Origin of the sequence: Streptomyces sp. NPDC059852 (assembly GCF_042731455.1) — a bacterium.
In the GTDB taxonomy this organism is placed as follows: Bacteria; Actinomycetota; Actinomycetes; order Streptomycetales; family Streptomycetaceae; genus Streptomyces.
Window position 1 is genome coordinate 174,634 of sequence record NZ_JBHWJK010000009.1, and the last position, 14,460, is coordinate 189,093.

The 14,460-nt window shown below is 72.2% G+C and carries 14 protein-coding genes; 12 read left to right on the forward strand and 2 right to left on the reverse strand.

What is annotated here, in order from left to right:
• Positions 1-52: 52 nt before the first annotated feature.
• Both ACFV46_RS14645 and galE read right to left on the reverse strand, forming a co-directional pair.
• Positions 53-988 carry a cation diffusion facilitator family transporter gene (locus ACFV46_RS14645; protein WP_361925115.1) on the reverse strand — a complete coding sequence of 312 codons (936 nt, stop codon included), beginning with the start codon at positions 986-988 and terminating at the stop codon, positions 53-55.
• 164 nt (positions 989-1,152) lie between these two features.
• Entirely contained in the window at positions 1,153-2,124 is a 972-nt protein-coding gene (galE, locus tag ACFV46_RS14650) for a UDP-glucose 4-epimerase GalE (protein WP_385498419.1), read from the reverse strand.
• Between the two features lie 281 nt (positions 2,125-2,405).
• Here galE and ACFV46_RS14655 point away from each other — a divergent pair, with 281 nt between their 5' ends.
• The 12 genes from ACFV46_RS14655 to ACFV46_RS14710 all read left to right on the forward strand — a co-directional run bounded on the left by ACFV46_RS14655 (position 2,406) and on the right by ACFV46_RS14710 (position 14,404).
• Positions 2,406-4,259 (forward strand): DUF5941 domain-containing protein, encoded by a 1,854-nt coding sequence (locus tag ACFV46_RS14655; RefSeq protein WP_385498422.1) that lies wholly within the window; start codon positions 2,406-2,408, stop codon positions 4,257-4,259.
• Positions 4,256-5,008, forward strand: a complete 753-nt coding sequence (locus ACFV46_RS14660; RefSeq protein ID WP_361925121.1) for a phosphocholine cytidylyltransferase family protein — start codon at positions 4,256-4,258, stop codon at positions 5,006-5,008. Before ACFV46_RS14655 ends, ACFV46_RS14660 begins: the two co-directional genes overlap by 4 nt.
• Positions 4,996-6,057 (forward strand): iron-containing alcohol dehydrogenase family protein, encoded by a 1,062-nt coding sequence (locus ACFV46_RS14665; protein WP_151786898.1) that lies wholly within the window; start codon positions 4,996-4,998, stop codon positions 6,055-6,057. The genes ACFV46_RS14660 and ACFV46_RS14665 overlap by 13 nt, the downstream gene beginning before the upstream one ends.
• Positions 6,035-6,814 (forward strand): CDP-alcohol phosphatidyltransferase family protein, encoded by a 780-nt coding sequence (locus ACFV46_RS14670; protein WP_079034025.1) that lies wholly within the window; start codon positions 6,035-6,037, stop codon positions 6,812-6,814. Before ACFV46_RS14665 ends, ACFV46_RS14670 begins: the two co-directional genes overlap by 23 nt.
• Before the next feature lie 5 nt (positions 6,815-6,819).
• Positions 6,820-7,692, forward strand: a complete 873-nt coding sequence (locus tag ACFV46_RS14675) for a glycosyltransferase family 2 protein (RefSeq protein ID WP_283288070.1) — start codon at positions 6,820-6,822, stop codon at positions 7,690-7,692.
• Positions 7,693-7,791: 99 nt separating this feature from the next.
• Positions 7,792-8,721: an ABC transporter permease gene (locus ACFV46_RS14680; RefSeq protein ID WP_361925125.1), complete on the forward strand. Its 930-nt coding sequence runs from the start codon at positions 7,792-7,794 to the stop codon at positions 8,719-8,721.
• Complete coding sequence (locus tag ACFV46_RS14685) at positions 8,714-9,493, forward strand: ABC transporter ATP-binding protein (RefSeq protein ID WP_151786901.1); 780 nt, start codon at positions 8,714-8,716, stop codon at positions 9,491-9,493. Before ACFV46_RS14680 ends, ACFV46_RS14685 begins: the two co-directional genes overlap by 8 nt.
• Positions 9,494-9,878: 385 nt before the next feature.
• Positions 9,879-10,778 carry a squalene synthase HpnC gene (gene hpnC / locus ACFV46_RS14690; RefSeq protein WP_385498424.1) on the forward strand — a complete coding sequence of 300 codons (900 nt, stop codon included), beginning with the start codon at positions 9,879-9,881 and terminating at the stop codon, positions 10,776-10,778.
• Positions 10,775-11,725 (forward strand): presqualene diphosphate synthase HpnD, encoded by a 951-nt coding sequence (gene hpnD, locus ACFV46_RS14695; RefSeq protein WP_376728732.1) that lies wholly within the window; start codon positions 10,775-10,777, stop codon positions 11,723-11,725. The genes hpnC and hpnD overlap by 4 nt, the downstream gene beginning before the upstream one ends.
• Complete coding sequence (locus ACFV46_RS14700; protein WP_361925132.1) at positions 11,725-11,844, forward strand: DUF6380 family protein; 120 nt, start codon at positions 11,725-11,727, stop codon at positions 11,842-11,844. The genes hpnD and ACFV46_RS14700 overlap by 1 nt, the downstream gene beginning before the upstream one ends.
• Entirely contained in the window at positions 11,841-13,268 is a 1,428-nt protein-coding gene (gene hpnE, locus ACFV46_RS14705; protein WP_376728733.1) for a hydroxysqualene dehydroxylase HpnE, read from the forward strand. The genes ACFV46_RS14700 and hpnE overlap by 4 nt, the downstream gene beginning before the upstream one ends.
• A gap of 71 nt (positions 13,269-13,339) precedes the next feature.
• On the forward strand, positions 13,340-14,404 hold the full coding sequence (locus ACFV46_RS14710; protein WP_361925369.1) for a polyprenyl synthetase family protein: 1,065 nt from the start codon (positions 13,340-13,342) through the stop codon (positions 14,402-14,404).
• Positions 14,405-14,460 lie beyond the last annotated feature (56 nt).

Below are 14,460 nucleotides of genomic sequence, written 5' to 3' on the forward strand. Positions count from 1 at the left end.
GCGCGGCGGGTGGGGAACCGCCCGCGGGGGACCGCACGCCTGTTCCGCCCGGTCAGTGACAGAGCCGGGACTCGTGCTGCGCGTGACCCGCCGGCTCCAGCTGGAAGGTGCAGTGCTCCACGTCGAAGTGGTCGCCGAGGCACCCCTGGAGCTCGTGCAGCACCTTCTCGTGACCGATGGCGTTCAGGACGTCGGAGCGCACCACCACATGGGCGGAGAGCACCGGCATCCCCGAGGTGATCGTCCACGCGTGCAGGTCGTGGACGTCCTCGACGCCGTCCACGGCGAGGATGTGCGCCCGCACCGCGTTCATGTCGACGTCCTTCGGCGCCGACTCCAGCAGGACGTCGAGGGTCTCGCGCAGCAGCTTCAGGGTGCGCGGCACGATCATCACGCCGATGACCAGCGAGGCGATCGGGTCGGCGGCCTGCCAGCCGGTGCCGAGGATCACGGCGGCCGAGATGATCACCGTCAGCGAGCCGAGGGTGTCCGCCGCCACCTCCAGGAACGCGCCGCGCACGTTCAGGCTCTCCTTCTGGCCCCGCATCAGCAGGGACAGCGAGATCAGGTTGGCGACCAGGCCGATCGCGCCGAACACGACCATCAGGCCGCCCTCGGTGTCCGCCGGCGTGAAGAACCGCTGGACGGCCTCGTACAGGACGTAGCCGCCGACGCCGAGCAGCAGCAGACAGTTGGCCAGGGCGGCGAGGATCTCCGCGCGGGCGTAGCCGAAGGTGCGGGTCGTGCTCGCCGGCCGGTTCGCGAAGTGGATCGCGAACAGGGCCATGCCGAGGCCCACCGCGTCCGTGGCCATGTGCGCCGCGTCCGCGACCAGGGCCAGCGAGTCCGCGGCCACACCGCCGACGATCTGCACCACCATGACCGCGAGCGTGATCCCCAGCGCGATCCGCAGCCGCCCCCGGTAGGCGGCGGCCGCCGTACCGGCCGGGGGCCCGTGCGCGTGCCCGTGATCGTGCCCAGCCCCCATGGGAAGCCGCCCTTCTGGTCGTACGACGATCGCAACCGCCCGTCCGGGATGACAGTCAACTACGGGCAGGGGGTATCCGGCAACGCGGCGTTGAATACCGTTGTCATATGCTGTGACCTGCGGAAACGTTCCGCAGGTCAGCGCCGCGCCCCGTCCCGTGCGGCTCAGCCGCCGTGGTGGAGCCGCCAGCCGGCCCACGCCGACTCGACCATCTCGCGTACCCCGCGCCGGGCCGTCCACCCGAGCTCCCGGGCGGCCAGTTCGGCCGAGGCGACCGCGCGCGGCGCGTCCCCGGGCCGGCGCCCCTCCACCACGGGAGGCCGCCGGTCGCCGGTCACCTCACCGATCACCTCGATCAGCTCGCGCACGGAGACCCCCGTCCCGCTGCCGATGTTCAGTGTGAGGTCGCCGCCCGCGTCCGCCGAGGACAGGTGCCGGGCCGCCGCGAGATGCGCCTCGGCGAGGTCGGCGACATGGATGTAGTCACGGACACAGGTGCCGTCCGGCGTCGGATAGTCGTCGCCGAAGATCCGCGGCGCCTCGTCGCGGGTGAGCCGGTCGAAGACCATGGGCACGATGTTGAACACGCCGGTGTCGGCGAGCTCCGGCGCGGCGGCTCCCGCCACGTTGAAGTAGCGCAGGCACACCGTCGCGATGCCGTGCGCCTGCCCCGCCGCCCGCACCAGCCACTCCCCGGCGAGCTTGGTCTCGCCGTACGGGTTCACCGGGGCGCACGGGGTCCGCTCCGTGATGAGGTCCACGTCCGGGTTGCCGTACACGGCGGCGGACGACGAGAACAGCAGCCGCCGGATCCCGGCCTGCGCGACCGCGTCCAGGAGCGTCGCGAGACCGCCCACGTTCTCCCGGTAGTAGCGGGTGGGCTGCGCCACCGACTCCGCGACCTGCTTGCGGGCCGCGAGATGCACCACACCGGTCACCCCGTGCTCGGCGAAGACCCGCTCGAGCAGGTCGCCGTCCAGGGACGAGCCGCGCACCAGCGGCACCTCGGCCGGCAGCCGCGCCGGGTACCCGGCCGAGAGGTCGTCCAGGGCGACGACCCGCTCCCCGGCGTCCGTCATGGCCCGCGCCACATGTGCTCCGATGTAGCCGGCCCCGCCTGTGATCAGCCATGTCATGGTCGTCCACCCTATGCCGACCCACCGTGGCCTCCCGCAATGTCCCCGGTGCCCCGGTCTGTACCCGGCGGGTTTGTGGGCGGCCCCCGCGATCCCCGATGATGATCGCCGGGCGGCACCGGGCGAACCATGCCGATCGTCACGCCGAACAGCCGGTGAACGTCGGCTTCCCGTCATCCGATAGCCTCTGCCGACACGCCGCCCGGCCGCCACCGGCAAGGGGCGCCGCCACCATGCACATGACCGGCGCGAGCACGCCGGCACCCAGGGAGTGAGTTCGGTTGCCGACCGCCATCCTCACCGGTCAGCCGGTCCCCGGATCGTCGATCGAGGGCGATCTGCGGTCCCTCGGCTACGACGTCCGGACCGCCTCGGACCCGGCCGACGCCGAGACCCTTCTCGCCCAGGTCCCCGGTGACCAGCGCGTCGCCCTGGTCGACGCCCGCTTCGTCGGCCATCTGCACGCCCTGCGGCTCGGCCTGACCGACCCCCGCTTCCCGCTCGCCGCGATCCCCGGCGCCGTCACCGCCCAGCCCGCGGGCCGGCAGGCGCTCACCCGCGCCGTGGCCCGCGAGACCTCCGCCGGCGGCGGAACCGGCGATGGGGGTGCCCCCGCGCGAGCGCAGTCGAGCGTGGGGGACGTCGACAGCCTCGCCGACCGTGTCGCCACCGCCCTCGACGGCGAGGGCACCGACGTGCACCGCCCCGAGCTCGGCAGCCTCGTCGCCGCCGTCCCGGCCGACCCGCAGGCCCGCAACGAGGCGCGGCAGTCCGTCGCCTCCGTCGACGACGAGGCCATACGCCTGAAGTCGGCCGTGAAGGCCCGCGACGGCTTCTTCACGACCTTCTGCATCAGCCCCTACTCGCGCTACCTCGCGCGCTGGTGCGCCCGGCGCGGCCTGACCCCCAACCAGGTCACCACCGCGTCCCTGATCACCGCGCTGATAGCGGCGGGCTGCGCGGCGACCGGCACCCGCGGCGGGTTCGTCGCGGCCGGCCTGCTGCTGATCTTCTCGTTCGTGCTCGACTGCACCGACGGGCAGCTCGCCCGCTACTCGCTGCAGTACTCCACGCTCGGCGCCTGGCTCGACGCCACCTTCGACCGGGCCAAGGAGTACGCCTACTACGCCGGTCTCGCCCTCGGCGCGGCCCGCGGCGGCGACGACGTGTGGGCGCTCGCCCTCGGCGCGATGATCCTGCAGACCTGCCGGCACGTCGTGGACTTCTCCTTCAACGAGGCGAACCACGACGCCACCGCCAACACCAGCCCCACCGCCGCCCTCTCCGACAAGCTCGACAGCGTCGGCTGGACGGTGTGGGTACGCCGCATGATCGTGCTGCCGATCGGCGAGCGCTGGGCGATGATCGCCGTGCTGACGGCGGTCACGACTCCGCGCATCACCTTCTACGCCCTGCTCGTCGGGTGCGCGTTCGCCGCCACGTACACCACGGCCGGCCGGGTCCTGCGCTCGCTGACCCGCAAGGCCCGCCGCACCGACCGGGCCGCCCAGGCGCTCGCCGACCTCGCCGACTCGGGGGAGCGCGGCCTCGGCTTCGCCGCCGCGCTGAAGAAGCCCGCCCGGCGCCTGCCCGGCTTCGCCCTCCCGGCCGTCGCCCTCCTCGGCGGGGTCCTGGTCGTCGCCGTGTCCGCCGCGACCGGACTCGGCACGCCCTGGCCGGCGCTCGCCGCGCTCGTCTACGCCGTGACCTCCGGCATCGCCGTCGCCCGCCCCCTCAAGGGCGCCCTCGACTGGCTGATCCCCCCGGTCTTCCGGGCCGCCGAGTACTGCACCGTCCTCGTGCTCGCCGCCAAGGCGGACGTGAACGGAGCCCTTCCCGCGGCTTTCGGCCTGGTGGCGGCCGTCGCCTACCATCACTACGACACGGTGTACCGCATCCGCGGTGGCGCCGGCGCGCCCCCGGCCTGGCTGGTGCGCACCATCGGGGGGCACGAAGGACGGACCCTGCTCGTCACCCTCCTCGCCGCGGTGCTCACCGCGTCGCAGTTCACGGTCGCGCTCACGGCTCTCGCCGTGGCCGTGGCCCTGGTGGTGCTCGTCGAGAGCATCCGCTTCTGGGTGACCGCCCACAAGGGCGGCGCACCCGCCGTACACGATGAAGGAGAACCCGCATGATCGGCCTCGTGCTGGCGGCCGGCGCCGGACGGCGTCTGCGCCCCTACACCGACAGCCTCCCCAAGGCTCTGGTGCCGGTGGGCCCCGCGGGCATAGAGGGCGAACCGACGGTTCTCGACCTCACCCTCGCCAACTTCGCCGAGATCGGCCTCACCGAGGTCGCGATCATCGTCGGCTACCGCAAGGAGGCCGTGTACGAGCGCAAGGCGGCGCTGGAGGCGAAGTACGGCCTCAAGCTCACCCTCATCGACAACGACAAGGCCGAGGAGTGGAACAACGCCTACTCCCTGTGGTGCGGCCGTGACGCCCTGAAAGACGGCGTGATCCTCGCCAACGGCGACACCGTGCACCCGGTCTCCGTGGAGAGGACGCTGCTCGCCGCCCGTGGCGAGGGCAAGAAGATCATCCTCGCCCTGGACACCGTGAAGTCCCTGGCCGACGAGGAGATGAAGGTCGTCGTCGACCCCGCCAAGGGCATGACGAAGATCACCAAGCTGATGGACCCCGCCGAGGCCACCGGCGAGTACATCGGCGTCACCCTCATCGAGGGCGACGCCGCCCCCGAGCTGGCCGACGCCCTGAAGACGGTCTGGGAGACCGACCCGCAGCAGTTCTACGAGCACGGCTACCAGGAGCTCGTGAACCGCGGCTTCCGGATCGATGTGGCGCCGATCGGCGACGTCAAGTGGGTGGAGATCGACAACCACGACGACCTCGCCCGTGGACGGGAGATCGCGTGCCAGTACTGACCCGGCTCATCCCCTCGCCGGTCGTCGTGGACATCCGCCCGGGTGCCCTCGACGACCTGGCCTGTGTCCTCGCCGACGAGCGCATCTCCCACTCCGGCAAGCTCGCCGTCGCCGTCAGCAACGGCTCCGGCGCCCGGCTGCGGGAGCGGCTCGCCCCCGCGCTGCCCGGCGCCTCCTGGTACGAGGTCGGCGGCGGCACCCTGGACGACGCGGTCCGGCTGGCCGGCGACATAAAGGCCGGCCACTACGACGCCGTCGTCGGGCTCGGCGGCGGCAAGATCATCGACTGCGCCAAGTTCGCCGCGGCCCGCGTGGGCCTGCCCCTGGTCGCCGTCCCGACGAACCTCGCGCACGACGGACTGTGCTCGCCGGTCGCCACGCTCGACAACGACGCCGGCCGCGGCTCCTACGGCGTGCCGAACCCGATCGCGGTCGTCATCGACCTCGACGTCATCCACGAGGCCCCGGCCCGCTTCGTGCGCGCCGGCATCGGGGACGCGATCTCCAACATCTCGGCCATCGCCGACTGGGAGCTCGCCCACCGCGTCAAGGGCGAGAAGATCGACGGCCTCGCCGCCGCGATCGCCCGCCAGGCCGGCGAGGCCGTCCTGCGGCACCCCGGCGGCATAGGGGACACCGGCTTCCTCCAGGTGCTGGCCGAGGCGCTGGTCCTCAGCGGTATCGCCATGTCGGTGTCGGGCGACTCCCGTCCCTCCTCCGGCGCGTGCCACGAGATCAACCACGCCTTCGACCTGCTGTTCCCGAAGCGCGCCGCCGCCCATGGCGAGCAGTGCGGACTGGGCGCGGCCTTCGCCATGTACCTGCGCGGGGCGCACGACGAGTCGGCCTTCATGGCCGAGGTGCTGCGCCGGCACGGCCTGCCCGTGCTGCCGAGCGAGATCGGGTTCACGGACGACGAGTTCGTCCGCGCCGTGGAGTTCGCTCCGCAGACCCGGCCCGGCCGGTACACGATCCTCGAACACCTCGACCTGACAACCGACCAGATCAAGGACGTCTACGCCGACTATGTCAAGGCCATCGGTAGCTGAACTACGCCCCGTCGTCCACCCCGCGGGGGTGAAGGACCGGCGCAGCGGTGAGCACTGGATGGGACGCCTCTACATGCGCGAGGTGTCCCTGCGGGTCGACCGCTACCTGGTGAACACCAGGGTCACGCCCAACCAGCTCACGTACCTGATGACCGTCTTCGGTGTCCTCGCGGCCCCGGCACTCCTCGTGCCGGGGATCGCGGGCGCCGTGCTGGGCGTCGTGTGCGTCCAGATGTACCTGCTGCTCGACTGCGTCGACGGCGAGATCGCGCGCTGGCGCAAGCAGTACTCGCTCAGCGGCGTCTACCTCGACCGGGTCGGCGCCTACCTCACCGACGCCGCCGTGCTCACCGGCTTCGGTCTGCGCGCCGCCGACCTGTGGGGCAGCGGCCGTATCGACTGGCTGTGGGCCTTCCTCGGCACGCTGGCCGCGCTCGGCGCCATCCTGATCAAGGCCGAGACCGACCTCGTCGGCGTCGCCCGCCACCAGACCGGCAAGGAGCCGGTCAAGGAGGCCGCCGCCGAGATGCGCTCCTCGGGCATGGCGCTGGCCCGCCGGGCCGCCGCCGCCCTGAAGTTCCACCGCCTGATCCTCGGCATCGAGGCGTCGCTGCTCATCCTGGTCCTCGCGATCGCCGACCAGGTCCGCGGCGACCTGTTCTTCTCCCGTCTCGGCGTCGCGGTGCTCGCCGGCATCGCCCTCGTGCAGACCCTGCTGCACCTGGTGTCCATCCTCGCCTCGAGCAGGCTGAAGTGAGCGCCATGAAGGTCGGCGCGGTCGTCATCACCATGGGCAACCGCCCCGAGGAGCTGCGCGCCCTGCTCGACTCGGTCGCCAAGCAGGACGGCGACGCGGTCCAGGTCGTCGTGGTCGGCAACGGCTCACCCGTCCCGGACGTCCCCGAGGGCGTCCGCACGATCGAGCTGCCCGAGAACCTCGGCATCCCCGGTGGCCGCAACGTCGGCATCGAGGCGTTCGGACCGAGCGGCCGGGACGTCGACGTCCTGCTCTTCCTCGACGACGACGGCCTGCTGGCCCGCCACGACACCGCCGAGCTGTGCCGCCAGGCCTTCGAGGCCGACCCGAGGCTCGGCATCATCAGCTTCCGCATCGCCGACCCCGAGACCGGGGTCACCCAGCGCCGCCACGTCCCGCGGCTGCGCGCCTCCGACCCGATGCGCTCCTCCCGGGTCACCACCTTCCTGGGCGGCGCCAACGCCGTGCGCACCCAGGTCCTCGCGGAGGTCGGCGGCCTGCCGGACGCATTCTTCTACGCGCACGAGGAAACCGATCTGGCATGGCGGGCCCTCGACGCGGGCTGGATGATCGACTACCGGTCCGACATGGTGCTGTACCACCCCACGACCGCGCCCTCCCGGCACGCGGTCTACCACCGCATGGTCGCCCGCAACCGGGTCTGGCTCGCCCGCCGCAACCTGCCCGCGCCGCTGGTCCCCGTCTATCTCGGGGTGTGGCTGCTGCTCACCCTTCTCCGGCGCCCCTCGGGGCCCGCGCTGAAGGCATGGTTCGGGGGATTCCGGGAAGGATGGACGACTTCGTGCGGTCCCCGGCGTCCCATGAAGTGGCGTACGGTGTGGCGGCTGACCCGACTGGGCCGGCCCCCTGTCATCTGACAGGCTCGGCCCTGAGGAGCACCGGCCCGCACCCCGGCCGCAGGTACATGCCAGACCCGCACAGGGGGCTGCGCATCTCGATGACGAAAGTTTCGACTGGTGAGTGAGACAACGCACGACGGCCCGGTCGCGGTGAGCGCGCCGCCGTCGCCCGACGAGGGACTCACGGCGGCCGAGCTGGCCGCCAAGTACGGGCTGTCCGTAAGCGGCGCCCGCCCCTCGCTGTTCGAGTACGTCCGCCAGCTCTGGGACCGGCGGCACTTCATCCTCGCGTTCTCGCGGGCGAAGCTGACCGCCCAGTACAGCCAGGCCAAGCTCGGGCAGCTCTGGCAGGTGGCCACCCCGCTGCTGAACGCCGCCGTGTACTTCCTCATCTTCGGTCTGATCCTGCAGGCCGACCGGGGCATGTCCCGCGACGTCTACGTGCCGTTCCTGGTCACGGGCGTCTTCGTGTTCACCTTCACCCAGAGCTCGGTGATGGCCGGGGTCCGCGCGATCTCCGGCAACCTCGGGCTGGTGCGCGCCCTGCACTTCCCGCGCGCCTCGCTGCCCATCTCCTTCGCGCTCCAGCAGCTCCAGCAGCTGCTGTTCTCGATGGTCGTGCTGTTCGTCGTGGCGGTGGCCTTCGGCAGCTATCCGTCGCCGTCCTGGCTGCTGATCGTGCCGGTGCTGGTGCTGCAGTTCTTCTTCAACACGGGCCTTGCGATGATCATGGCCAGGGCCGGCGCCAAGACCCCGGACCTCGCCCAGCTGATGCCGTTCGTGATGCGCACCTGGATGTACGCGTCCGGCGTGATGTTCTCCATCCCGATCATGCTGGAGGGCAAGCCGGAGTGGATCGCCACGGTCCTGCAGTGGAACCCGGCCGCGATCTACATGGACCTCATGCGCTTCGCCCTCATCGACGGCTACGGCTCCTCCAACCTGCCGGACCACGTCTGGATGGTCGCTCTCGGCTGGGCCGTGCTGTTCGCCGCCGGCGGCTTCGTGTACTTCTGGAAGGCGGAGGAGAGGTACGGCCGTGGCTGACCAGAACGCCGGGGAGCGCGTCCCCACCGTCATCGCCGACGAGCTGCACATCGTGTACCGCGTCAACGGCGCCAAGTCCGGCAAGGGCAGCGCCACCGCCGCCCTGAGCCGCATCCTCAAGCGTGGCGAGGAGCGCGGGGTGCGCAAGGTGCACGCCGTGCGCGGCGTCTCCTTCGTCGCCTACCGGGGCGAGGCCATCGGCCTCATCGGCTCCAACGGCTCCGGCAAGTCCACGCTGCTGCGGGCCATCGCCGGGCTGCTCCCTGCTGAGAAGGGCAAGGTCTACACCGACGGGCAGCCCTCGCTGCTCGGGGTGAACGCCGCCCTGATGAACGACCTCACCGGCGAGCGGAACGTCATATTGGGCGGGCTCGCCATGGGCATGACCCGCGAGCAGATCAAGGCGCGCTACCAGGACATCGTCGACTTCTCCGGCATCAACGAGAAGGGCGACTTCATCACCCTCCCGATGCGCACCTACTCGTCCGGCATGGCAGCCCGGCTGCGGTTCTCCATCGCCGCCGCCAAGGACCACGACGTCCTCATGATCGACGAGGCGCTGGCCACCGGCGACCGCAAGTTCCAGAAGCGCTCCGAAAACCGCATCCGCGAGCTGCGCAAGGAGGCCGGCACGGTCTTCCTCGTCAGCCACAACAACAAGTCGATCCGCGACACCTGCAACCGCGTCCTGTGGCTGGAACGCGGCGAGCTCCGGATGGACGGTCCGACGGACGAGGTCCTCAAGGAGTACGAGAAGTTCACGGGCAAGTAGTCCACACCGTGGTGGGCCGTGCGGCCCAGAACGCTTCGCCGGGCCCCGCCGGAACTGCTCCGGCGGGGCCCCGCGTCTGCAAAGGAAACGTCAACTCCGCCTGGTGCCAGGAATCTTGGCGCCAATCGGTGTGTTCTTGTGATGTGCAGGACACCCCCAGGAGCCGTGCAGCGTTGTACAACGTAAGCTGTACCGGTACCGAAACACGCAAGTGGGGCGATAAGGCGTGATGCCCGCCTCCGGGCCCCGGCACGGCGGCCCGGGCGGCGTGTCCGAAATAGTGCGCATCGGGTCTGCGGTGTAGAACGGGAGATGTGACGGCAATGGCTACGGAAACTCCCCAGCTCCACGCAGCGTGCGCCGTCTTCGCGCCGGGCAGTCGACGATGACGGGAGCCGACGCGCTCACCGCCGATCCGGAGCGCACCACCCTCGACAAGGCCGCCGCGGAGAACTTCCCCGTGGCGCCGTTCTTCCTGCCCAGAGCCTGGCGCACCGACCTCATGGCCGTCTACGGCTTCGCCCGCCTCGTCGACGACATCGGCGACGGCGACCTCGCCCCCGGCGGCGCCGACGCACGCCTGCTCGGCGTGTCCGGCGCCGACGCCGACGACCGTCTCGTCCTGCTCGACGCCTTCGAGGCCGACCTGCGCCGCGTCTTCGACGGCACCCCGCGCCACCCCCTGCTGCGCCGCCTCCAGCCGACGGTCCGCCGCCGCTCGCTGACGCCCGAGCCCTTCCTCGGCCTGATCGCCGCCAACCGCCAGGACCAGCTCGTCGGCCGGTACGAGACCTACGACGACCTCCTTGCCTACTGCGAACTGTCCGCCAACCCCGTCGGCCGGCTCGTCCTCGCCGTCACGGGGACCGGCACGCCCGAGCGGATCCGCCGCTCCGACGCGGTGTGCACCGCGCTCCAGATCGTCGAGCACCTCCAGGACGTCGCCGAGGACCTCGGACGTGACCGGATCTATCTGCCCGCCGAGGACATGAAGCGTTTCCACGTCGACGAAAACGACCTGGCGGCGAAAACAGCAGGCGCATCGGTGCGCGCACTGGTTGCATACGAAGCCGAACGCGCCCGGAACCTCCTGAATGAAGGCACGCCTCTCGTGGGTAGCGTCCACGGCAGGCTCAAGCTGCTGCTGGCGGGTTTCGTGGCGGGGGGAAGGGCGGCCGTCGAAGCGATCGCCGCCGCCGAATACGACGTACTCACAGGCCCGCCCAAGGCCGGCAAGCTCCGGCTGCTGCGCGAGGTGGGCGGGACCCTGCGAGGAGAGGGGTGATCCGGACCGTGGAGTCTGCACCACACGTGTCCGCACCGGTACTCGCCGCCTACAGCTACTGCGAGACCGTCACCGGACGGCAGGCCCGGAACTTCGCCTACGGCATCCGGCTGCTGCCCACGCCCAAGCGCCGGGCGATGTCGGCGCTGTACGCGTTCTCGCGCCGGGTCGACGACATCGGCGACGGCGCCCTGCCCGGCGACGTCAAGACCGCCCGGCTCGAGGACACCCGCAAGGTGCTCACCCGGATCCGCGAGGGCGGGATCGACGAGGACGACACCGATCCCGTCGCCGTCGCGCTCGCGCACGCCGCCGCCACCTTCCCGATCCCGCTCGGCGGCCTCGACGAGCTGATCGACGGCGTGCTGATGGACGTGCGGGGCGAGACGTACGAGACCTGGGACGACCTCAAGGTGTACTGCCGCTGCGTGGCGGGCGCCATCGGCCGTCTCTCGCTCGGCGTCTTCGGCACCGAACCGCACGCGCGCGGCGCCGAACGCGCTCCCGAGTACGCCGACACCCTGGGCCTGGCCCTGCAGCTCACCAACATCCTGCGCGACGTCCGCGAGGACGGCGAGGGCGGCCGTACCTATCTGCCCTCGGACGACCTGGCGAAGTTCGGCTGCTCGGCCGGCTTCCACGGGCCGACACCGCCGGAGGGCTCCGACTTCGCCGGCCTCGTGCACTTCGAGGTGCGCCGGGCCCGCGCCCTGTTCGCCGAGGGCTACCGGCTGCTCCCCATGCTCGACCGGCGCAGCGGCGCCTGCGTCGCCGCCATGGCCGGCATCTACCGCCGTCTCCTGGACCGCATCGAACGCGACCCGGAGGCCGTCCTGCGCGGCCGCGTCTCCCTGCCCGGCCGGGAGAAGGCCTACGTCGCCGTCCGCGGCCTGTCCGGCCTCGACACCCGGCACGTGACCCGGCGAGCCGTCAGGAGGCGTGCCTGATGGACCTGGGCGGAAAACGGCGGGCAACCCTCCGCGGCCGTACCGCGTCCCTGACGACGACCGGCCGAACGGCGTCCGGATGCCGGCACGGCGGTCGCACGGGGGAGGGCGCGCGATGACCGACGGCACACGGTCCGACGGGCCGCTCTCCGGCGCGCCGGACCGCTCCGGGCGGGACGCCGTCGTCATCGGCGGCGGGCTCGCCGGCGTCACCGCCGCGCTCGCGCTCGCCGACGCCGGAGTGCGCGTCACCCTGCTGGAGGGCCGGCCCCGGCTCGGCGGCCTCGCCTTCTCCTTCCGGCGCGGCGACCTGACCGTCGACAACGGACAGCACGTCTACCTGCGCTGCTGCACCGCCTACCGCTGGTTCCTCGACCGGATCGACGGGGCGGCGCTCGCCCCCCTGCAGGAACGTCTCGACGTGCCCGTCGTCGACCTCGGCAAGCCCGAGGGCCGGCGGCTCGGCCGGCTGCGGCGCGACCCGCTGCCCGTCCCCCTGCACCTCGGCCGCAGCCTCGCCGCCTATCCGCACCTGTCGCTCGCCGAACGGGCCAGGGTCGGACGCGCCGCGCTCGCGCTCAAGGGCCTCGACCCGGCCGACCCGGCCCTCGACGACCAGGACTTCGGCGGCTGGCTCGCCGCGCACGGCCAGTCCCCGCGCGCCGTCGAGGCCCTGTGGGACCTGGTCGGCGTCGCCACCCTCAACGCCGTCGCGGGCGACGCCTCGCTCGGGCTCGCCGCCATGGTGTTCAAGACCGGCCTGCTGTCCGAACCGGGCGCCGCCGACATCGGCTGGTCCCGCGTCCCGCTGGGCGACCTGCACGACGGACTGGCCCGCAAGGCCCTCGACTCCGCGGGTGTCCGCACCGAACTGCGCACCCGCGCCGGCGCCCTCTCCCGCGACGCCGGCGGACGCTGGAGCGTCCAGGTGCCCGGCGAGACGCTCACCGCCGACGCCGTCGTGCTCGCCGTGCCCCAGCGCGAGGCCCACGCCCTGCTGCCCGACGGCGCCCTCGACGACCCCGGCCGGCTGCTGCGCATCGGCACCGCGCCGATCCTCAACGTCCACGTCGTCTACGACCGCAAGGTGCTCGCCGCCCCCTTCCTGACGGCCCTCGGCACCCCGCTGCAGTGGGTCTTCGACCGCACCGAGGCCGCCGGACTCACCGACGGCCAGTACCTCGCCGTGTCCCAGTCGGCCGCGCAGGACGAGATCGACGCACCCGTGGCCACCCTCCGCGAGCGGTACCTGCCCGAGCTGGAGCGGCTGCTGCCGCGCGCCCGGGGCGCCCGCGTGCAGGATTTCTTCGTCACCCGCGAGCGCACCGCGACGTTCGCCCCGACCCCCGGCGTCGGACGGCTGCGGCCCGGCGCGCGTACCAAGGCACCCGGCCTGTACCTGGCCGGAGCGTGGACCGCCACCGGGTGGCCCGCGACCATGGAGAGTGCGGTCCGCAGCGGCGTCGGCGCGGCCGAGGCCGCCCTCGGCGCCCTCGGCAGGCCCCGCCCCGGCCATCTCTTCGCCATCGAGGAGGCGGCCTGATGCTGAACGAGCACGCGGCGGCAGGCCCCCGCACCCCCGGTACCGCTACAAGAGGAGAGACCGTGCCCACTGTGCCCCCGGCCGAGAAGGCCGCTCGAGAGACCGCGGTCGACGTGACCGCGCTCCTGGAGCGCGGGAGGACCCTGGCCACACCGGTACTGCGGACGGCGATCGACCGCCTGGCCGCTCCCATGGACACCGTCTCCGCCTACCACTTCGGCTGGATCGACGCCCACGGCAACCCCACGGCCGGCGACGGCGGCAAGGCCGTACGCCCCGCCCTCGCGGTGCTCTCCGCCGAGGTCACCGGAGCCGCCCCCGAGGCCGGCATCCCCGGCGCCGTCGCCGTGGAACTGGTCCACAACTTCTCCCTGCTGCACGACGACCTGATGGACGGCGACGAGCAGCGCCGGCACCGCGACACCGTCTGGAAGGTCCACGGCCCCGCCCAGGCCATCCTCGTCGGAGACGCGCTGTTCGCCCTCGCCTACGACGTCCTGCTCGAACGCGGCACCGCCGAGGCCGGCCGCGCCGCCCGCCGGCTCACCACCGCCACCCGCGCCCTGATCGACGGTCAGGCGCAGGACATCTCCTACGAGCACCGCGACCGCGTCAGCGTCGAGGAGTGCCTGGAGATGGAGGGCAACAAGACCGGCGCCCTGCTGGCCTGCGCCTCCTCCATCGGCGCGGTGCTCGGCGGCGCGGACGAGCGGGCCGCCGACACCCTGGAGAGGTACGGCTACCACCTCGGTCTCGCCTTCCAGGCCGTCGACGACCTCCTCGGCATCTGGGGCGACCCGGACGCCACCGGCAAGCAGACCTGGAGCGATCTGCGCCAGCGCAAGAAGTCCCTGCCGGTCGTCGCCGCGCTCGCGGCGGGCGGCAGCGCCTCCGAGCGGCTCGGCGAGATCCTCGCCGCCGACGCCAAGAGCAGCGACTTCGAGAACTTCTCCGAGGAGGAGTTCGCGGCCCGCGCCGCCCTCATCGAGGAGGCGGGCGGCCGCGAGTGGACGGCCGAGGAGGCACGCCGCCAGCACACCATCGCCGTCGAGGCCCTCGACGCCGTCGACATGCCCGAGCGCGTGCGGGCGCAGTTCACGGCGCTCGCGGACTTCGTCGTCGTCCGCAAGAGATGAACACCCTCGGGGGAAGAGAGATGATCGGTATCGGTCGAATAGTCCTCGCGTAGTCG